We start from the raw sequence: 20,980 nt of genomic DNA on the forward strand, positions 1-20,980 counted from the left end.
AGTTTATTAAAAAGCCGGATTATAATGTTTGTCCAAGTGTTTCTGAATGTCACTTGCTTTATAATAAATCTTTGCACCGATTTGACTAAAAGGCAGAATGCCTTTGTCTCTATAACTTTGGAGTGTTCTTTTAGATATGTGCAACAGTTCGCATACATCTTGAATGTCAAGCCATCTGTCTTCCAAAGGGTCTTTTCTGTTTATTTTTTCAACTCTTTCATTGAGTGTTTCAATTTGACTGATTAATTTCTCAAATTGTTCTGATGATATTATCATTGCTTCCATTATTAATTCATTTTAAAGATTAAACATTAGATTTTGTTTGAATCTTCATTTAGCGCTAAACGAATGATTACGGGAGCAAATTTATGCTATACAGTGAAGCAAATCAAGTTGTATTCAGTTGTACAACCATAGTGTAACATATTGATTTAGTGTGGTTAGATTCCGATATTTTTTTTGTCTGTAAAAGCAATTTCTTGCATTTTTTTAAATTTCGGATGCATATTCTCAACAGCTTTATCATCTTTTGTGTAGAATTTATTATATATGCTATCAGTATCAAGGTTTGGATTTCTCATTTGTTTTGTTTCAAAGACATTTGCTATGCCTCGGCACAATTCTTTTTTATCTTTCATCTCCAAAACACCTGATTCGTCTATAATTCTGAATAAATATGCTAATTCATAAGTATTCAGATTAGTCTTAATTTTAGTTATTTCTAATAAATCTGCCGGATTATAATTTGGATTTACTTTATAAGTTTCTTCAATTTTATTAAGCCATGTTCTTAATTCTCTCGGGAGAGATAATTCAAGTTTAGGATTTTCAATGATATGATTTGAATTAAGGAATGAAAATTTATCAAGCTCTTTGCTGATGAGGCTTGTTCTGTTTGCAGGGCTGTCAGTTTTTTCAAGTTCTGAAATTATCTTGTCTTGGTATTCAGGTTTAATTGATTCAATATTTTTTTGTTCTAAATGAGTTAAAATATTTTGATTGCCTTTTAATTTACCGAGTACATCAATGCAAATGATATTTTCTAATGTTCGGATATTTTGTATTTGTACTTCGTTTAATTCAATTTGTTCTTTTTCAGAACTGTTGTTTTTATTGAATTTAATGTAATCGTAGCGGATAGTTTCAATTAACCCCAAAGCCTCTGACATTTCAAACTTGTTGATTTTTAGAAGTTTGTGTATTTTGAAATGATTTAGTTTTGAAGTTATACTGTTAAGGTTAGGAAAATGTTTCAGCAAATCATTTTCGGATAGCTTCTTTGATGTAATTAATTCAGGATATAAGTTTTGTACTTCTAATCGGATTTTTACAAGAGTTGTGTAGAGAGTTTTGAAAATGAAATCCGTTTGATGTGCTGTATTATTAATGTGCTTTTCAGTTTCTTCTTGATATTGTTCAATTTGTTCAATGAACTGTAATACCGGATATTTTGCTTGTTCCTTGTTATAAAAATTCAAAGCTTTATTTAATGTTGAAATAAGCCTTATTGCTTCGGCAGATATTATTTGCTTATAGTATTTTGTAAGTTTATCATCTGCTTTTGGGAGGTCTATATATATAAGGTGTTCAAATATTTCCGAATAGTCAGTTTTGGGTTTGTCGTTTGTCGGGAATGTTTCAATAGTAAAAGTATCTGATTTTGAAATAAGCGGATTATTTTTTACAATTTTTGATAATGAATTGTTGAGGTCTTCAATGCTTGTATATGTTTCTTTTTGTCGATATTGTGGTAATATCTGTTTGTGTGCATCTTCATTAAGTTTATTTAGCCATGGGCGTAATTCTCCGAAAATGATACTTTGGTATATGTTTAAATCTATATTCATAATAAAGGTGTATGTAAGTAGCTGATATTTAGATGATTGCAACGTGTTGATAATCAGACAGTTTGTTGCACGAAAGTAATAAAAAAAGCCGGATGTTCCGGCTCTTCTTAGTCAAAAAATTTATCCATTGCATCGTCAAGGTCTTGGTTGACAATTTTTGCATAGACTTGTGTTGTTTTGATTGATGAATGACCTAACAAACGTGAAACGTATTCTATACGCATTCCTTTCTTTAATGCTCTGGTTGCAAATGTGTGTCGGCTTGTATGGAAATGTATGTTTTTATCTATCCCTGCCAATTTTGCAATTTTCTTTAAATCCGTATTTGTATATGCTGTATGTGATGAAATTGCTCTGAATAATGCACTTTCAGAATATTCAATATCATTTTTCAGAAACGGAAAAATATAATGTTCTTTTTCTGCATCTTCTGTTTTATATTTTTTGATAATTTCTTTTGCTTTGTTCGGTAACTTTATTGAAACTGTGGATTTTGTTTTTTTAGTTGTCATTAAGATTCTTTCACCGTCATAATCAGACCACCTTAATTGAAAAATATCTGATATTCTTAAACCTCCCGCGTAAGTAGCAAATACATATATATTCCTGTGGTGGTTTCTCATTGAGTTTTTTTCAAGTTGTAGTTCTTCAAATCTCCGGATTTCATCCTCTGTTAAAAATTCTTTTGTTGTTTTTTCTAATTTGAGTTTATATTTATGAAAAGGACTTTTTTCGTATGGTAAGATATCTTCATTAATAGCATCATTTATAACTTTTCTGATTACTTTCATATTTGAATGAATGGTATTTATTGAATTTCCTAAATTTTCAGATAAATATCTTTCATAACGTTTCAAAAATGTTACAGTCAATTCATTGAAAGTAATCTTTTTATCGCCTACATATTCGGAAAGTTTTGTGAAAACTGTTTTTGATTTTTTATAATAACTGAATTTGCCGCTTTTTTCAAGTGTGTCAATGTATTCACTAAAATATTGCAAGAAACTATGAGGATTTGTTCCCATTATATTATCCTTAATACTTTTTGGGCTTACATATTTTGAATCTGCTTCCATTTCCAAAGCAACACCTTCCGCTTCTGCTACTTTATGAGCAATAAAATTATTCATTCTTTGTGAGTTCGGATGTGACTTTCTTACTCTTGATTGTCTTTCATTCCAATCTTTTATTAATATCTTTACACCCAAAGAAATAAATTTAGTTTTTCTGTTTTTAATAATCCGGATGTATAAAGGTGCTTCACCTTTTGAATTAATTTTGTTCTTTTTGAGAATTATTTTTACTGATGACATAGCTCTTTGGATTTGTAATTTACTGGTATAAAGATAATAAAAATAATTCAAAGGTACAACAATTGGTACAACAAATCATGCTTTTTCTTGCATATATTTGCTTTTAGTTGCTTTAATTAAAGTGTTATATAGCTGATATACAAGTATAAAAAGGAAATATGAAGCAAGGAAAAGCAGAGTAATTAGTCCCGCCGGGGTCACTAATATGTTTTTAAAGCTCTCTAAATCTGATATTTATAGGGCTTTTGGTACAACAAATTGAGTATCTACTCAAACATTGAATATAAAGACATAGCTCTAACAAATTAATGGATTTCCAATTTTTGGACAATCGTTAAAGGCTCTTACACTTTGTTGTTGATTTCAATTTACCCTAATTCTGCATCACTGAAATGGGGATATGTTTTTATGCGTATTCTTCTTGCAAATACAATAAATTTCTTGATAGCAGTTTAGTATAAAGCTACTCTCAAAAAAGAATCGCAAAACATCAACATTGATTGAAATATATAAAATTATGCACAAGTAAGTCAAAAAAGTATACAGATTTATAATAAAACAGTAATATCTTTGTAATGTAATTAAATGATTAAAATTATGAAAACTTTAGTGACAATTTTCACATTTGTTAAAATTGTAGGCAAGATGTAAATACAAAACCGATAAAAATTCTCAAATTGAATAACAAAAACATATCCGAAAATTATAATAATATTTCTTGCAATAAAGCAGGTTTAATTTATTTGTCAAAATCTAAATTGCCGCGTATTGTAATTATTGGTGGTGGTTTTGCCGGTTTGTCCTTAATAGAAAGTCTGAAAAACGCAAATGTTCAAGTAGTATTAATCGATAAAAATAACTACCATCAATTTCAACCTTTGCTCTATCAAGTTGCAACAAGCGGATTGGAACCGGATAATGTTGCATTTCCTTTCAGGAAACAAATTTCAAAATATAAAAATGTTACTTTTAGATTAGCAGAAGTAGAAGAGGTAAATACTGAATTAAAAACAATATACACTGATAAAGGTATGCTTCAATATGATTATTTAGTGTTAGCAACAGGAACAACTACCAATTTCTTCGAAATGAAAAATGTTGAAAAAAATAGTTTAGGAATGAAAAGCATACTCGACTCTTTGAATATACGACACATGATGCTGCAAAACTTAGAACAGGCAACAATTACTTGTAACAAAACAGAACGAGATACATTAACCAATTTTGTTATTGTCGGCGGCGGACCCGCAGGAGTTGAAATGGCAGGTGCACTAGCAGAATTTAAAAAATATATTCTTCCAAAAGATTATCCTGAATATCCACCTTCAATTATGAATATTTATCTGATTGAAGGGTCTGACAGACTAATCTCAGCTATGTCTGAAAAAGCATCTGTTAAAACACTATATTATTTAAAAGAACTAAATGTAAAAGTGCTTTTTAACGAAATAGTTACAGATTATAACGGTGAGGTAATAATCACAAAAAGCGGGAAAGAAATTCTTGCTAAGAACTTAATCTGGACAGCAGGTGTAAAAGGGCAATTGCCAAAAGGTATTGATGAAAAGCATATTGTAGCAGGAAATCGATTAAAAACAGATCAATATCTCCAAGTTGAAAAAATAAATAATGTATTTGCAACGGGAGATGTCGCTGCTGTTATATCAAAAGAAACACCAAAAGGACACCCGCAAGTTGCACAAGCTGCAATTCAACAAGGAAAAATTGCAGCTGTAAATATTGTAAACAGACTAAATAATAAAAAATTAATTCCTTTTAATTACAAAGATAAAGGTTCGTTAGCAACTGTTGGTAAACGAAGAGCGGTTGCCGATTTAGGCAAATTGAAATTTGGAGGTTATATTGCTTGGCTACTATGGTCGTTTGTGCATTTAATGTCGATAAGTGGTTTTCGCAATAAATTACTTGTAGGTATTAATTGGGCTGTCAGTTATTTTAGTTATGAAAAGAGCAATCGCATTATTATTAGAAAGTATAAAGAAAATTAATCAACAAATAATTTAAAGTTATGAAAACCACAATAAAAACAGCAATCGACCCGGTTTGCAACATGGTCGTTAAAACGGAAGATTCGTTAACTCTGAAACTGAAAGATACCGATTATTACTTTTGCTCCGATGGTTGTAAACAAAAATTCGAGAGGAAAAGGTCGGATACTCCGAATGACAGTAATGAGGAATTTGATTTAATTATTATCGGAGGCGGGCCGGCCGGGTTAACAGCCGGTGTATATGCATCAATTCTGAAATTAAAAGCATTCTTGATTACCAAAGACTTAGGAGGGCAAGCCATTGACAGCACTAAAATAGAGAACTACATGGGATTCGATTTTATTACCGGTCCCGAGTTAATTCAAAAATTCCATTACCAGCTTGTTAATTCACATTATATCGACCATCTTATAGGTGAAGCGGATTTAATTGAGAAAGATGACAGCGGCGGTTTTGTTGTTACTGCATCCAACGGAAAAAAATTCAAATCGAAAACGGTACTGGTTGCACCCGGAATGAAACGAAGGACTTTAAATATTCCGGGGGAATCTAAGTTTCAACGAAAAGGAATCTTTTACGGTAGTATTCAAGACTTATCTTATCTGCAAAATAAAAATGTTGCAGTTGTCGGTGGTGGAAATTCAGCTCTGCAATTAGTTGAAGACCTTCGTTCTATCTCAAAAAACATTTTTCTGGTTTCTGATACAATTTTAACAGGAGATGCAGTAATTATCGAACGAGTCAGAAAGTTAAAAAATGTTGAGATTTTTGAAGAACATAAGATTAATGAACTTTATGGAGGTAATTTTCTGACAGGTTTGCAAATCAGAAAACTCGGAACCGGTGCAACCAAAACATTAGCTGTTTCAGGAGCACAAATTGCTATAGGATTACGCCCAAATTCGTCTTTGGTTACCAAACTTGTAGAACTGAACAAAAAGGATGAGATAATTATCAATTACGATTGCTCTACATCGTGCCGCGGACTGTTTGCTGCCGGCGATGCAACCAGTGTTTACGGCAAGCGAATAATAATTGCTTCGGGTGAAGGAGCAAAAGCTGTACTGGCAATAAAAAGGTTCATAATAGACAGCAATAAACTTAAGAAAATTTAAAATACAATGAGCGATCTTGTCAGAAATAAATTATTGCTGCCAAACAACATCTTTATCAAAAACATGGTATGCAATCATTGCATATTGGTGGTCAGACAAATTTTCAAAAGTGCCGGGATTGAAGACGTAAATGTACAACTCGGGAAAGTAGAAGTAGAGCACGATATTCCTGACAATGTATTCCGGCAAATTGAGGCGAATCTGAATAAAGTTGGTTTCAAAATTATGAGTAGTCAGGTTATGCAGATGGTTGAACAAATTAAAAACTTATCTGTAAATTATGTATATTTGAACCGGACCGATAGGCAAAAAATTAACTTTTCAACTTTCCTTACATCAAAAATGAATAAGGATTACAACCACTTAAGCACCCTTTTTTATTCAATCGAAAACACAACTATTGAGCATTATTTAATCAACCTTAAAATTGAACGTGTAAAAGAGCTGCTTATTTACGGAGAAATGGTTCTGAGCGAAATTGCCTGCGAAATGGGATACAGTAGCGAAGCACATCTTTCCGTACAGTTCAAAAAAAATACCGGCTTTACACTTTCCTCTTTTAAACTTAAATTTCACCTGCAAAAAACATAATATAACAATAAAATCAACAACATCCATACCCTTTCAAAATTTCATTGTCACTTGCAATGTTTTCCGATAAAGATGAATCCTCCGGTTGCAAAGTTTGTAACTTCGATTTATTATAACAATAGCTTTCAGTTGCTTCTGCTTATTTAAGTTTACAATTTCGATTATTACCAATTAATTTCTTTTTTTAAAAGAAATGCATCAATACCTTTTTTGCAATCGTCTGTTTCTCTTGATTTTGCATTTGCTTCTGCTGCCAAGTTTAAAGCTTCTTCATAACCAAAACTTTGAATTTTGGCAATAAGTTGTTTAGTAATTCTTAAAGAGTCGGCAGAAGTTTTGTCAATAAGGTTTTGAGCAAATTTGTCAACTGCATTTTGAATCTCTTTTTTTTCTTCTATAAAATTAAAAATATTCATATCTGCCGCTTCTTGTGCCGAAATAATTTTGCCGGTAAGAAGCAGTTCTTTTGATTTTGCTTCTCCTATTTTTCGTATTAAAAATACACTTACAATTGCCGGAACAAAACCTATATTTACTTCCGTATAACCATATTTTGCTTCCGGAACTGAAAAAATAAAATCACAAACAGTTGCTAAGCCTGCACCGCCTGCAATAGCATGCCCTTCGACCTGTGCAATAAAGATTTTTTCTGAAGTGTAAATCATTTTATATAATTCCATCAAATTATTGGAATCTTGCAAATTTTCTTCATAAGAAAAGTTTTGTAATTTTTGGAGATACCCTAAATCGGCACCGGCACAAAAAGCTTTGCCTTCGGCTTTTAAAACAATAACTTTTATATTCGCATCATCTTCGGCAAGTTTGATGCTTTGTTTTAATTCATTAACTAATTTTTCATTAAGGGCATTTCTTTTTTCAGGACGGTTTAAAGTTATATAAACTATTCTGTTTTTATGTTCGTACTTAATGTATTGCATCTTTATGTTTTATCGTATTTAATAATTTTATATAAAGTTTTTAAATCAATCAACTTGAAAGTGAAAGCACTTAAAATACCTATTACCAGGGTTGTTGCAAGTGCAATCGGACGACTTATAATATATTCATTAGAAATATATGCAGTTAAAATAATCCAAGCCGTAAAAGCAATTATTGAGAGAATTATTTTATATCCGGGTTTAAAACCGAAAACTTTATGGGCAATATAAACTTGCATTGTTGCCGTCAGGGCTTGTGTTATAAGACTTGCGAGTGCTGCACCGTAAGCTTCCATTTTCGGAATAAGAAGAAAGTTTAAAAGCAAATTTAGAATTACGCCTATTCCTGCCATAATATTTAATTCTTTTAAATTTCCGTTTGCAGTTAATAATGTACCGAAAATATATGATACAGCAATAGGAATAAACCCGAGAATTAATATTCCGAAAACTTTTCCCGACTCCTTAATGTGTTCATTATATAAAACATAAACAATGTCATTTTTATAAAAGAAAAGATTTATTGCAATTATTAAAGCGGGAATAACTAATAGTAAAAATGAGATTTTAACTAATCGAGTAATATTTTCTTTTTTTACTAACATTTTTGCAAACATAGGCAGCAGCAGGGTTGCGAATAACAGAGCATATTGTGATGCAGCATCCAAAATCCTGAATCCGTGAGCATATATACCAGTCTGGGTATCACCGTCTTCCAGCAAGCGTTCAAGCATAACAGAATCTATTCTTGTGTAAGAAGTCATTAATAGTACCAAAAGAGCATAAGGATAACTTTTTCTGAGAATAGCTCTAAAAAACTGAACGTTAAAATAAAGTTTTAAGCCGATTGATTTTGCCCTTACTATTAAAAATGCAACTATTGCAGTAATAATATATGATGCAGATTGTGCATAAATTAACCAATCTACTTTAAAAATCTCTCTTTTATATAATAACAGGTAACCTACTATTAGAATCATTAATAATCTGTCGAGAACAGAAAGAATACTGTCGGTTTTGAAGAGATGCAAACCCGAAATATTTGAACGCATATATAAAATAAGAGAAAGAAGAAATTGATTTCCTGCAAGAATAAACAAAAACTTTATTTGTCTTTCGTTATAACCGATAAAAAATGCTCCGCCTAATATTAAAAAAACATAAAGTAGTCCTAATAAAAACTTCAGCCCAACAATGTTCGAAAAATGCTTGCTCAGAAGTTGATTATGTTGAGCAATATTTCGATTATTAAAATTCGTAATTCCGAGATCGAGAAAAATATTTAAAAGAAGTGAAAAATTAAAAAGAGCAAAATAAAAACCATATTCTGAAGCTCCGACTGTATTTTGAACCGTCATATCAATCCCGAAAATCCAAAAAGGTTTAATCAGAAGATTTAAGGAAACTAAAAAAATAAGGTTTATTATGAACTTTTTTCTCAAATCTGAAAATATTTACAAAATTAATGAACAAAAATAGTAATAATTTGACGCCTGTTTTTAATTTTGAATAATATTTAATATATAATATGAAAATTGCCGTTAATACGCGTTTGCTTATTGAAAATAAATTAGACGGAATTGGTTGGTTTACATACGAAACTCTGAAAAGAATTACAAAAAGCCATCCTGAACATGAGTTCTTTTTTCTTTTTGACCGAAAATATTCCGATAAGTTCATTTTTTCCGACAATGTTACTCCCATTGTTATAAATCCGCCTGCACGTCATCCGGTTTTGTGGTATTTCTGGTTTGAGTTTTCAGTTAAAAAAATATTAAAAAAAATAAAAGCTGATTTATTTATTTCTCCCGACGGATATCTTTCATTATCTTCAACTGTCAGGCAAATCTCTGTCATTCATGACATTAACTTTGTGCATCGTCCGCAGGATTTACCTTTTTTAACTCGAAAATATTACAATTATTTTTTTCCGAAATTTGCAAAAAAAGCATATAAAATAGCAACGGTTTCTGAATATTCAAAACAAGATATTATCCGGCAATATAACATTCCGAACAATAAGATTAAAGTTGTTTATAATGGGTGCAACGAAATGTATGCTCCTGTTTCGGAAGATATAAAGCAAAAAACAAAGCAAAAATATTCCGACGGAAAAAATTATTTTATATTCATCGGAACTTTGCATCCCAGAAAAAATATTGCACGATTATTTAAGGCTTTCGAAAAATTTAAAAGTGAAACAGATTCAGATTTTAAACTTGTAATAGTCGGGACAAAAATGTTTATGACTAAAGATATTGAACAGGCTTTTGCTGATTCAAACTTTAAAAATGATATAATTTTTACCGGAAGGTTAAGCCCCGAAGAACTGCATAATGTTCTGGCAAGTGCTTTTGCAATGACCTTCGTATCTTTGTTTGAAGGTTTCGGCATTCCGCTTATTGAGGCAATGAATTGCAATGTACCCATAATTAGCTCAAACACAACATCTTTACCGGAGGTTGCGGGAAGTTCCGCAATATTTGTAAACCCTTTTAAAGTTGATGAAATTAAAGACGCAATGAAAAAAATAACCGAAAATGAAGATTTGCGAAATAATTTAGTTGATAAAGGCAGAAAAAGAAAAGAGGTGTTCAGTTGGGACAAAGCGGCTGAGAAACTTTGGGAAGTAATAATTGAAAGCACAAAGTCAAAATGATTAAGCTAAAAGTGGAAAAATTTAAGTTTTTTATAAAGTATATTAGGTATAGGCTGTTTTCAAAGCATCGAAAAGGTTACGGTGTGCATTCACCTTTTTTATATCATTTTGTTCGAGAAATTTTGTACGGAAAAAAGTATTTTTATGCTTTTGAAACTATTGCCGAATTACGTTATGATTTACTAGGCTGCCGGGAAGAAGTTACGGTTAAAGATTTCGGAGCAGGTTCAAAAGTAATGAAAACCAATATTCGAAAAATAAAGGATATTGCAAAGCATTCAGCAATAAGTGAGAAGTTCGGTGAAATGCTTTTCAAAATAATTGAACATTACAAACCTCATACAATTGTAGAGCTCGGAACATCTTTAGGCTTGGGAACTCTATATCTTGCAACACCGAACAGCAAGGCAAAAGTTTATACAATTGAAGGCTGCCCCGAAACAGCAAAAAGAGCATTGCAAAACTTCAAAGAACTTAAAGTTAAGAATATCAGCCAAATAACAGGAAATATAAATGAAGAACTTCCTATGCTATTGAAAGATATTGAGAAATTAGATTTTGTATATTTCGACGGTAATCATCAAAAAAATGCAACATTAAGTTATTTCAATAAATGTTTAAAAAAAGCACATAATGATTCAATTTTTTATTTTGATGATATTCATTGGTCGCAAGGCATGGAAGATGCATGGAAAGAAATTAAAGCAAATGAAACCGTAACTCTAACAGTTGATTTGTTTTTTTCGGGTATTATTTTTTTCAGGAAAGAGTTATCTAAAGAAAACTTTGTTGTGAAGTTTTAAATATGTGCCCCAAATTACAAAAATTTGAAAAGCCTTAATTTTGTAGGATGCCCCCGAAATTCAAAAACATATTAAGTAACAGTTTAAGAGTAACGATGGACATTGCTGCGGAAACCGTCGGAAAGAATCCTCAATATTTCAAGGAAATTTTAAATATAAGTTTGAATGAAAAACCTCCGATTAATTGGCGAGCATCACGTGTTATTGCTTTATGTACGGATAAATATCCGGATTTATTTATTCCTTATGTAAATAAAATTGCACAACTTTTTCCAAGTTTTAAGAATGACGGCTTAAAAAGAAGTTATGCTTATGTTTTGTCAAAATATGTTAAATACTTTAATGAAGATAATCAGGCAGGCTTAATAGAAATTTGTTTTAACTATATGCTTTCGGATGAGAAAGTTGCAGTAAAATATAACTGTATGAAATTATTATTTGAAATGACCGAGATTATACCGGAATTAAAAGGAGAGCTGCAAGCAGCAATTGGTTTCAATATTTCGGAAGATATTTTTAGAATGACCGGAGAAATTAAGAAAATTTATAAGGCAATTGATGTTTAAATTTTAACAGTCTCCAAGGCAAATACAGCTGTTTTTTAAAGCAGCAACTCAATTGTTTTTTAATTTTTTGCAACTCTTTTTAATAAAATTGCGTTATTATTGTATATAATTTATTTGATATGCCAAAAAAGATTTTAAAAATAGCTTTTATTGCAATTTTCGTATTCCTTTCAGTAAAAAGTTTTTCGCAAATTGATCAAGAGCAAATTTATAAATTTAACCAAGTTATTGAAAATATAAATAATTTTTATGTTGACAGTATTGATGTTACGAAGTTGGTTAAAAGTGCTATAGTTGCAACACTAAAAGAACTGGATCCGCATTCGGTTTATTTTGATAAAGAAGAACTTGAAGAATTAAACAGAGGACTTGTAGGAAGTTTTGTCGGTGTAGGAATCACGTATGATATTATAAAAGATACTGTTCTTGTACTTTCTGTTACGCCTGACGGTCCTTCCGAAAAAGCCGGTTTACTTCCGGGCGACAGAATTATTAAGGTAGGGAAAGAGGAAATCGCAAACAACGAAATAGATGATAGCAAATTAAAAGATTTGTTGGCAGGAGAGGAAGGTACAAAAGTAACAGTTTTTGTAAAAAGAACAGGGCAAAGAAGATTGAAAGAAATTGAAATACAAAGAAACAAAATTCCTGTTAAAAGTATTGATGCTGCTTATAATATTAGTAATGAAATTACATATATTAAATTAAAGCGATTTTCTGCAACATCAGTTTCCGAGTTTAATGAAGTTACTGAAAAACTATTAATACCCGGTTCAAACAAAATAATTTTAGATTTAAGAAATAACTCCGGAGGATATTTATACGTTTCGGTTAAGTTATTAGAAAAATTTTTAAAAAAGAACTCCGTTGTTCTATACACAAAAGGGGAAAACAGTCCTGAAAAAGAATATAAAACACATTTAAACGGAAAGTTTAAGCATGCGAACCTCGTTGTTCTTATAAATGAATCATCAGCATCTGCCGCTGAAATTGTAAGCGGTGCAATACAAGATTGGGACAGGGGTGTTGTAGTAGGCAGAAGATCGTTCGGAAAAGGATTGGTTCAAAAACCTATTTATTTAGTTGACGGCTCAATGATCAGGTTGACTATAGCAAAATATTTTACACCTTCCGGAAGAAATATTCAAAAACCTTATGATAAAGGTATAGAAAATTATAATCATGAAATTATTGACCGTTTAGACAAAGGAGAGCTGATGAATAAAGACAGTGTAAAATACAAAAATTCATCTATATATCATACATTAAATAATAAAAGAATTATATACGGCGGCGGCGGAATTATGCCTGATATTTTTGTAGAACTGGATACTTCTGAATTTCCTCAGTTTTATAAAGAATTTATTAAATCCGGAAAAGTAAATGAATTTGTTCATTTGTTTGTGGATAAAAATCGTAACTTTTTTAATAAAAGTTATTCGAAATTTAAAGATTTTAGTGCGAAGTATAATGTATATATGAAAAACATCGAAGAATTAATAACATATTTATATGAAGGGGAAGAAGATAATGTATTAGATTATGTTGATGAAATATATACGAACGATTTGGCAATGACTCATATCAAGGCATTAATAGCTTATGATTTATACGGAAGAAATGAATATTTTAAAATATATAACCAAAAAGATAAAATTGTATTAAAAGCTGTTGAAATCTTAAATGATGATAAAAAATATTCTGAAATATTGAACAGTAATATAATCGGGGAATATGTTGAAAAATAAAAAATGTATTTAAACCAACGGATAAAATGCATCTTCAATATGGTCGATTTTAAATTTACCGTTTTCTTCAACTATTGAAATAATATCAAAACGAGCTTCAAAATCAATTTCAAATTTTTCAATATATTCATTTGCAGCTTTAATAATAAATTTTTGCTTCTTTTTAGTAACTGCTTGAAAAGGTTGCTCAAAGTATGTTCCGCTACGGCTTTTCACTTCAATAAAAATAATCTCGTTATTGTGTTCTGCAATAATATCAATCTCTAATTTGCCGAACCGCCAATTTCTTGCCTTTATCTTATAGCCTTTGTTTGCAAGAAAATCAACTGCTGCATCTTCGCCTTTATTCCCCAGTATGTTATGTTCTGCCATTTTAAAGCGAGTGGTTTTTATGTTTGTTTATCATAAGGTTGATTAGTCTTAGGATCTCTGCCGTGTAAACCTATTGTTGCCAATCCGCCCAAAGATGTTTCTTTATACAAACTCGGCAAATCGTGCCCTGTTTGTTCCATAACTTCAACAACGTTATCAAACGGAACGAGATGTCTTCCGTCGGAATGAATTGCATAAAGAGCTGAATCAAAAGCACGTTGAGCACCAAACGCATTCCTCTCAATACAAGGCACTTGCACCAACCCTGCAATAGGGTCGCAAGTTAATCCGAGATGGTGTTCTAAACCGGATGATGCCGCATATTCAATTTGGTAAGTTGTTCCGCCTAACAATTGAGCACAAGCACCGGCTGCCATTGCACAAGCTGTTCCTACTTCTCCTTGGCAACCTACATCTGCACCCGAAACAGAAGCATTTTCTTTTATTAAATTTCCTATTAAGCCGGCAACTGCCAGTGCTTTTATTATTCTTGTTTCGGAAAAATTGTGTTTTTTATAAAACAAATACAAAACAGAAGGCAAAATTCCTGACGAACCGCATGTCGGTGCTGTTACGACTTCTCCGCCTGCAGCATTTTCTTCCGAAACTGCCAGAGCGTATGCAAACAAAAAGGTATCATCTTCGGCAAACTTATTTTGCATTTTTGCTTTTACATAATATGAGGGGGCTTTTCTGTGCAATTTTAAAACACCCGGCAAAGTTCCGTCTGCTTCCAAACCTCTTTTTATTGCAGATTTCATAGTTTTCCATACTTTTTTGAGATATTCCGTGAATTTATCTCCTTCAACTTTCATAACATATTCCCAAAGTGTTCCGCCTTCTGCTTCTAAATGTTTAATAATATCAGCCATTGTTGTATGCGGATAAATATTTTCTTCTGCCGCTTCGCTGCTTTTATCGGCAATTGCTCCTCCGCCGACACTGTACACTTCCCACACGTCTGTTTTTTTGCCGGATTTATCATATGCCTCGAATATCATTCCGTTAGGATGAATCGGTAATTGTTCTTTAAATTTCCAAATAATCTCGGTCGGTTTCGATAATGTTTTTTCAATAATATAGTCTGTCATGTGTCCTTTTCCTGTTAAAGCTAAACTCCCGTAAAGGAAAACTTTAAAAGAAGCGGCATCTTTATTTCTTTTTGCAAATATTTCAGCTGCCTTTTTCGGTCCCATTGTATGGCTGCTTGAAGGTCCGTTTCCGATATTATATAGTTTTTTTATTGATTCCATTTTGATTATAAGTTTAAAGGTAAAAGTATAAAGTTTTTTAATATACTGAATAAATTAGGTCAGAAGTTTTCCGGTTAGTATTTTTATTTCAGTATTTTTTTTACCTTTGTCACATTAATCAGGGGTGCCTTAAATTACAGGCTGAGATTAGACCCTTTGAACCTGACACGGATAATGCCGACGCAGGAAGATAGCCTAATCTGTTCAAATATTATTTCCCTGATGTTTTAAATATTATTAATTTTTAAACATCAAACAATGAAGAAACTTAGTTTATTATTAATTATGTTGATTTTAGGTATGCAAATCTATGCTCAAAAAATCAACGGAATAATTACAAATGAAACCGGAGAAAAGTTACCCGGTGTTACACTTAAATTAGAAGGAACATACTTAATTACAGTGTCTGATAAAGAGGGATATTTTAGTTTTAATAATGTTTCAGCCGGAAATTATAAAATTGAAGCTTCTTATATCGGATATGAAACAGCAAAAAAAGAAGTATCCGTTTCCGGAAAAGATATACAAGTTGATTTTATGTTAAAAGTTTCGGATATTATGGCTGATGAAGTTGTTATAACAGCCTTAAGGGCAGATTTGAAAACACCGATTGCCTTCACAAATATTGAAAAAGAAGATATTGAAAAGAAAAATACCGGAAGGGATATTCCGTATTTGTTAGATATGACACCCTCTGTTGTCGTAACTTCAGATGCCGGAACCGGAATCGGTTATACATCAATGCGAATTCGAGGAACAGATATGACACGCATAAATGTTACTCTTGACGGAATTCCCTTGAATGATTCCGAATCGCATGGTGTTTGGTGGGTAAATATGCCCGATTTTGCATCTTCTGTTAATAATATTCAAATTCAAAGAGGTGCCGGAACTTCAACAAACGGAGCAGCAGCATTCGGCGCAAATATAAATTTTGTTACAAATAATTTGAATAAAGATGCTTATGCTGACGTAAATTGGACTTACGGCTCATTTAATACAAGAAAAGCAACTTACAAAGCAGGAACCGGTTTACTCGGGAATCATTTTACTTTTGATGCAAGGCTTTCAAAAATACATTCCGACGGATTTATCGACAGAGCAAAAAGTGATTTAGAATCTTATTTTGTTTCAGGAGCGTATGTTGATAAAAAGAACTTATTGAAAATAAATGTTTTCAGAGGAACGGAAGAAACATATCAAGCTTGGTATGGTGTTCCGAAAGATTCTTTGGTGTCGGGAAGAACTTATAATCCGTATTCATACGAAAAGGAAGTTGATCACTATACTCAAAAACACTATCAAATGTTCTACACACATACTTTCAATAAAAATTTGAATTTAAATATTGCTTTACACCATACAAAAGGAGAAGGATATTATGAACAATTTAAAGATAAACAGAAATTTGAAAAATACGGATTAGATGCTTTATTAATCGGAAATGATACAATTAATGAAACAAATTTAATTCGCAGAAAATGGTTAGATAATAATTTTACGGGAGGTATTTATTCAATAAAATACACAAATCGAAATTTAAATATTGTTTTAGGCGGTTCTTTGAATAAATATGACGGAAATCATTTCGGAAGAATAATTTGGGCAGAATATTCAATTAATATGAATAAGGGATATGAATGGTACCGAAATATCGGAAGTAAAATTGACATGAATGAATATTTAAAAGTAAATTATTCAATATTTCCTGAACTGAATTTATGGGCTGATTTTCAATTCAGAATTATTGATTATAAAATGGAAGGAATTCATGATGATTTGAGAAATATTACACAAGAGCATAAATACACTTTTTTTAATCCGAAAGCGGGAGTAAGTTTTGATATTTCGAATAATCAAATTTCATATTTTTCTTTTGCAGTTGCAAACAGAGAACCTTCAAGAACAAATTTCAGAGATGCTGCGGAAGATGAGATATTTGTTCCCGAAACATTATACGATTTTGAAGCCGGCTACAAACTTGCATTGAACAAACTTGCTTTAAACTTGAACTTGTATTATATGGATTATAAAAACCAATTAATCTTAACCGGCGAAATTAATAATGTGGGAGCGTATATAATGAGTAATGTGTCGGATAGTTACAGGGCAGGAGCAGAACTGTCGGCAGGCATAAAATTAACCGAGTTTGCGGAATGGAAACTAAATGTAACTTACAGTAATAACAAAATCGAAAACCTTATTGTTTACATTGACAATTGGGATACTTGGGAACAAGAAACTGAAACTTATGAAAAAACAGATATTTCTTTTTCTCCCGATATAATTACCGGAAGTGAGTTGTCATTTGATTTGTTTAAAGGCTTTAACGCAAGTTTAATGTCAAAATTTGTAGGAAAACAATATATTGATAATACTTCAAACGAAGAACGTTCGCTGGATGCATATTTTGTCAATAATTTGAGATTAAGCCACACAATACAAACAAAGAAAGTTAAAGAAATCAATTTATTCTTGAATGTGAATAACCTTTTTAATGAAATATATGAAACAAATGCTTGGGTTTACAGATATAAAACCGGAGGAAATGAATATGTCTTTGACGGCTATTTTCCGCAAGCCGGAATAAATTTCTTAGCCGGAATAAATTTGAGATTTTAGCAACAACTTAAATGTGGATTTTTTAAACCGTATTAAAAATTTAGAGAATATTTTTATTGATGAACTAAATCATTCAACATTTTCTCAATTGATTCTTTATATTTACTTTTCGGGGAAAGAATATACAGTTGCATTTCCTTTTGATTTAATAATTATTTGACCCGATGTCATTATTCTGTTTTGAATATGCTCATTTTTTGCATCAGATGCTTTGTTAATTATTTGAGCAAGGTTTTCAAAGTCAGTTTCAGATATATCCTTAACAACAACATCTCCCATATCATAATTACCGCTTGAGCTGAATTCTTTTTTTACCGGCAAAAACTCAATCTTATCTTTTTTGATTATATAAGAGTTTCCTGATCCGTCTGAGTACTTATAAGTCATGTTTTGTTGTGTATTGCAGCCTGCCGACAGTAATGTTATGCATAATGCTGAAATTAATATCCTTTTCATGGTTTCCGAGTTTAAAATATACTAAACAAAACTAACTAAATATTACGGGAATATCAATATTTAATTAGTTTGTTTTTTCAAACCTGCAATTGCCAATATCAACCCCAAAGCAATTCCTAATAAAGCTGCAAACAGAACCTGAAAATCCGGCGGAAGTAAAAATGTAACTGTATGCACGGGAATCCAAAAAAACGGGATTGTTTTTTTAAACACAAAATGCCATTGCACATCCCAATTAATACTTTTGAAAATTTCGGCAAATTTAATCCTTTTAACGAAACAACTTAATTTTCCGCCGTTGCTTATTATGTGAATATCAGTAACCTTATGAAAAGTCATCATAACAGGTGCATAAATCAGGTTCATTGCAAAACTTACAGAAAATGCGACCAAAATTTTATATGCACTAAGTTTGCCTTTCAACAAATTCCCGGCATTTTCAATTCCGATATATTCTAAAAATACCGGAGTTCCCGAAGCAAAAATTACAAATGCAACTTTAATAGTAATACCCAGAAAACCCCAAACAACAGCACGCGGTAATAATCCGAATCCTTTTCTGTTATAAACCCCTTCTTTTATTCGTAAACCTAATGCCTCCCCGAAAGTTGCCAAAATCGCAAATTTTATAAAAGCCGTTATTAAGCCGTGCTCCTTATTAAAATCGATATAAAAAGAATACACATTTTCAAACATAAAAAAAGGAGAAAGTAAGATTACTGCACCAAAGATAATATATATGTCTTGTCGTTTCATTTTGCAATTTTTCACAAAAGTATTAACCTAATTCGGATTTTATTCCTTTTATTCAACGAAATAATTTTTATTTTTATGCTAAAACTTATATATTAGATGTTTCGACCTTAATTATCGTTAAATTATTTATTGATTATATGATGTTAAAAGGGAAATAAGAAAAATACAATATATTCACAAAAAATAAAAATAATGAAAATAAAAATTATTTTACTGAGCCTGTTAGCGGTTTTTAGTGTAAGTTCAACGGCGTATGCAGATTCACCTCTTACATCTACACATTTTTCAAAAGCTTATGAGGATGAAGCAATTATTATAAAAGCCTCAAAAAGCAATGGAATTTTAACACCTGAGTTGATGAATTATTTAATTGATAAACAAAATCCTGTTGCCGTTAAAATGGCGGTTATTAACAAATTAAGTTGGGATATTAACGGAAAATCAAACACAGGTATTTTTATTGATTATTTAAAAAAGAAAAAACTGTATAAAAATGAGGATAAGTTTATAAAAAAAGGAAAAGGAGATGTTTTGTTGTGTGTTGCTTATTTAAAGGTAATGGATAATTATAACGACATTGATGATGCTCTGAAATATGCAGAATATGCTCTGAAAAAGAACTCGAAAAGTTATACATATAATATAATAGCTGCATTAATTAAAGCACAAAAAGCATTTAACAGCGATTGGTGCAAAGTTTTTAAACTTACCGATAATGTGAGAAACAATAACAGCTTAAAAATTGACATGAAAGTTGAAGCAATAACAATAATTTTTGACTATATGGATTTGTATGAAGCAGAGTGTAATTAGCACCGAATACGACAAAACAACAAATAAATTGATAAATAAATGCAAAAAAACCTTGATTATTAATAAATAGCATTAGCTTTGTCGCATTATATAATTTTTAAAACACAATAATGAATAAAGGAACAGTAAAATTTTTCAATGATACCAAAGGTTTTGGTTTCATAAAAGAAGACGATTCAGACAAAGAATACTTTGTACATGTATCAGGTTTAATTGATGAAATTAACGAAGGTGATGCAGTAGAATATGAATTACAAGAAGGAAGAAAAGGATTAAATGCCGTAAATGTTAAAATTATTTAATATACGCATTCAATTATTTAAAAGAGCCTGTCGTTTTTCGGCAGGCTTTTTTTGTTTAAAAAATAAAGCCGATTCTGAATGTTGTTCTATTATTAAAATAATGACGTTCATAATCTGAGTTCCATCGATCACCTAATACATAATCATAGCTTTCATACGTTTGCTGATGTCTGTATCCTATGCTGAATGTCATTGCAAATTCAGAAGTAAATCGTTTTTTTATTCCAATTCCGCTGCCGAACATAATTCCGCCTTTATATGTTGCAATATAGCTGCTGTTTTCTTCATCTCGAATAAGTTTAAAACCGTAACCGCCTCTGAAATATATAAAAGGTGTCGTATTTCTTTTAAAAATATCTGCTCTTAATTCTCCGGCAACAGGCAAAACAGGTATTTGAAAATATTCTATACCGCTTGTAATTCCTACATAATATTTTTCATTAAAATTATAAGTTCCCGTAATTAATAAACTGATGCTCGCATCATAGCTTCCGCCGAAACCTGCAATTCCCGCATCCATAGTTAAATTGTACGGTATTGTTTTATATTTCTCGTTTTTAGTTGAATTAATACTTTCTATTTTTTGCTTTTCGAAAACTAAAATATTATTGCATTCTGTTTTAATTTTAACAATACTGTCAGGAATATTTTCAATAATTTTACCGTAAATAATACTGCCGTTTTTTAGGTGTAATGAAGATTTATTTTGAGAAATAACAATATTAGTTAATGAAATAAAGAAGATTGTAAGAAATAATAAAGTCTTGTTCATTTGTTTTAATTTATTATCCGGTTTATAAAAGACTGTACGAAC

The 20,980-nt window shown here is 31.1% G+C and carries 20 protein-coding genes and 1 riboswitch; of the genes, 10 read left to right on the forward strand and 10 right to left on the reverse strand.

The window, feature by feature from the left end; all coding sequences use genetic code 11:
• Window positions 1-6 precede the first annotated feature (6 nt).
• From L3J35_01890 to L3J35_01900, 3 genes are all read right to left on the reverse strand, one after another.
• Complete coding sequence (locus tag L3J35_01890) at window positions 7-285, reverse strand: helix-turn-helix domain-containing protein (protein MCF6364929.1); 279 nt, start codon at window positions 283-285, stop codon at window positions 7-9.
• Between the two features lie 155 nt (window positions 286-440).
• Window positions 441-1,847 carry a hypothetical protein gene (locus tag L3J35_01895; protein MCF6364930.1) on the reverse strand — a complete coding sequence of 469 codons (1,407 nt, stop codon included), beginning with the start codon at window positions 1,845-1,847 and terminating at the stop codon, window positions 441-443.
• A gap of 107 nt (window positions 1,848-1,954) precedes the next feature.
• Window positions 1,955-3,160, reverse strand: coding sequence for a site-specific integrase (locus tag L3J35_01900; GenBank protein MCF6364931.1), 1,206 nt, complete (start codon window positions 3,158-3,160; stop codon window positions 1,955-1,957).
• 677 nt (window positions 3,161-3,837) lie between these two features.
• On the opposite strand from L3J35_01900, the gene L3J35_01905 reads away from it, so the two are divergent.
• The 3 genes from L3J35_01905 to L3J35_01915 are packed head-to-tail and all read left to right on the forward strand — an operon-like array spanning window position 3,838 to window position 6,878.
• The gene (locus L3J35_01905) at window positions 3,838-5,169 is read left to right on the forward strand and encodes an NAD(P)/FAD-dependent oxidoreductase (protein ID MCF6364932.1); all 1,332 of its coding nucleotides are present in this window, start codon (window positions 3,838-3,840) and stop codon (window positions 5,167-5,169) included.
• A gap of 20 nt (window positions 5,170-5,189) precedes the next feature.
• Window positions 5,190-6,287, forward strand: coding sequence for an FAD-dependent oxidoreductase (locus L3J35_01910; protein ID MCF6364933.1), 1,098 nt, complete (start codon window positions 5,190-5,192; stop codon window positions 6,285-6,287).
• Window positions 6,288-6,293: 6 nt separating this feature from the next.
• A complete protein-coding gene (locus tag L3J35_01915) occupies window positions 6,294-6,878 on the forward strand; it encodes a helix-turn-helix domain-containing protein (GenBank protein MCF6364934.1) in 585 nt (194 codons plus the stop codon).
• A gap of 164 nt (window positions 6,879-7,042) precedes the next feature.
• Here the strand turns inward: L3J35_01915 and L3J35_01920 are convergent, their stop codons facing one another.
• Together L3J35_01920 and L3J35_01925 are read right to left on the reverse strand one after the other, a co-directional pair.
• Window positions 7,043-7,816 carry an enoyl-CoA hydratase/isomerase family protein gene (locus tag L3J35_01920; GenBank protein MCF6364935.1) on the reverse strand — a complete coding sequence of 258 codons (774 nt, stop codon included), beginning with the start codon at window positions 7,814-7,816 and terminating at the stop codon, window positions 7,043-7,045.
• Between the two features lie 2 nt (window positions 7,817-7,818).
• Window positions 7,819-9,258 carry an oligosaccharide flippase family protein gene (locus L3J35_01925; protein ID MCF6364936.1) on the reverse strand — a complete coding sequence of 480 codons (1,440 nt, stop codon included), beginning with the start codon at window positions 9,256-9,258 and terminating at the stop codon, window positions 7,819-7,821.
• An 86-nt stretch (window positions 9,259-9,344) separates the two neighbouring features.
• On the opposite strand from L3J35_01925, the gene L3J35_01930 reads away from it, so the two are divergent.
• The 4 genes from L3J35_01930 to L3J35_01945 all read left to right on the forward strand — a co-directional run bounded on the left by L3J35_01930 (window position 9,345) and on the right by L3J35_01945 (window position 13,592).
• On the forward strand, window positions 9,345-10,475 hold the full coding sequence (locus L3J35_01930; GenBank protein ID MCF6364937.1) for a glycosyltransferase family 4 protein: 1,131 nt from the start codon (window positions 9,345-9,347) through the stop codon (window positions 10,473-10,475).
• Window positions 10,472-11,278: a class I SAM-dependent methyltransferase gene (locus tag L3J35_01935; GenBank protein MCF6364938.1), complete on the forward strand. Its 807-nt coding sequence runs from the start codon at window positions 10,472-10,474 to the stop codon at window positions 11,276-11,278. The genes L3J35_01930 and L3J35_01935 overlap by 4 nt, the downstream gene beginning before the upstream one ends.
• A 47-nt stretch (window positions 11,279-11,325) precedes the next feature.
• Window positions 11,326-11,844, forward strand: a complete 519-nt coding sequence (locus L3J35_01940; protein ID MCF6364939.1) for a hypothetical protein — start codon at window positions 11,326-11,328, stop codon at window positions 11,842-11,844.
• A 119-nt stretch (window positions 11,845-11,963) separates the two neighbouring features.
• Window positions 11,964-13,592 carry a S41 family peptidase gene (locus L3J35_01945; protein ID MCF6364940.1) on the forward strand — a complete coding sequence of 543 codons (1,629 nt, stop codon included), beginning with the start codon at window positions 11,964-11,966 and terminating at the stop codon, window positions 13,590-13,592.
• Window positions 13,593-13,601: 9 nt separating this feature from the next.
• Here the strand turns inward: L3J35_01945 and L3J35_01950 are convergent, their stop codons facing one another.
• Window positions 13,602-13,964 (reverse strand): YraN family protein, encoded by a 363-nt coding sequence (locus tag L3J35_01950; GenBank protein ID MCF6364941.1) that lies wholly within the window; start codon window positions 13,962-13,964, stop codon window positions 13,602-13,604.
• Between the two features lie 17 nt (window positions 13,965-13,981).
• Window positions 13,982-15,217 carry an L-serine ammonia-lyase gene (locus tag L3J35_01955; protein ID MCF6364942.1) on the reverse strand — a complete coding sequence of 412 codons (1,236 nt, stop codon included), beginning with the start codon at window positions 15,215-15,217 and terminating at the stop codon, window positions 13,982-13,984.
• Window positions 15,218-15,327: 110 nt separating this feature from the next.
• A riboswitch (TPP riboswitch) is annotated at window positions 15,328-15,423 on the forward strand.
• A gap of 52 nt (window positions 15,424-15,475) precedes the next feature.
• Here L3J35_01955 and L3J35_01960 point away from each other — a divergent pair.
• Entirely contained in the window at window positions 15,476-17,839 is a 2,364-nt protein-coding gene (locus L3J35_01960; protein MCF6364943.1) for a TonB-dependent receptor, read from the forward strand.
• A 102-nt stretch (window positions 17,840-17,941) separates the two neighbouring features.
• Here the strand turns inward: L3J35_01960 and L3J35_01965 are convergent, their stop codons facing one another.
• Window positions 17,942-18,295, reverse strand: a complete 354-nt coding sequence (locus L3J35_01965) for a hypothetical protein (GenBank protein ID MCF6364944.1) — start codon at window positions 18,293-18,295, stop codon at window positions 17,942-17,944.
• Between the two features lie 60 nt (window positions 18,296-18,355).
• Window positions 18,356-19,051 (reverse strand): hypothetical protein, encoded by a 696-nt coding sequence (locus L3J35_01970; GenBank protein ID MCF6364945.1) that lies wholly within the window; start codon window positions 19,049-19,051, stop codon window positions 18,356-18,358.
• Window positions 19,052-19,243: 192 nt separating this feature from the next.
• Here L3J35_01970 and L3J35_01975 point away from each other — a divergent pair, with 192 nt between their 5' ends.
• Window positions 19,244-19,864, forward strand: coding sequence for a hypothetical protein (locus L3J35_01975; GenBank protein MCF6364946.1), 621 nt, complete (start codon window positions 19,244-19,246; stop codon window positions 19,862-19,864).
• A gap of 110 nt (window positions 19,865-19,974) precedes the next feature.
• On the forward strand, window positions 19,975-20,166 hold the full coding sequence (locus L3J35_01980) for a cold shock domain-containing protein (protein MCF6364947.1): 192 nt from the start codon (window positions 19,975-19,977) through the stop codon (window positions 20,164-20,166).
• Window positions 20,167-20,221: 55 nt separating this feature from the next.
• Here L3J35_01980 and L3J35_01985 read toward each other — a convergent pair whose 3' ends face one another.
• The gene (locus L3J35_01985) at window positions 20,222-20,938 is read right to left on the reverse strand and encodes a hypothetical protein (protein ID MCF6364948.1); all 717 of its coding nucleotides are present in this window, start codon (window positions 20,936-20,938) and stop codon (window positions 20,222-20,224) included.
• Window positions 20,939-20,980: the final 42 nt, after the last annotated feature.

The organism is Bacteroidales bacterium (genome assembly GCA_021648725.1).
Lineage (GTDB): Bacteria > Bacteroidota > Bacteroidia > Bacteroidales > JAADGE01 > JAADGE01.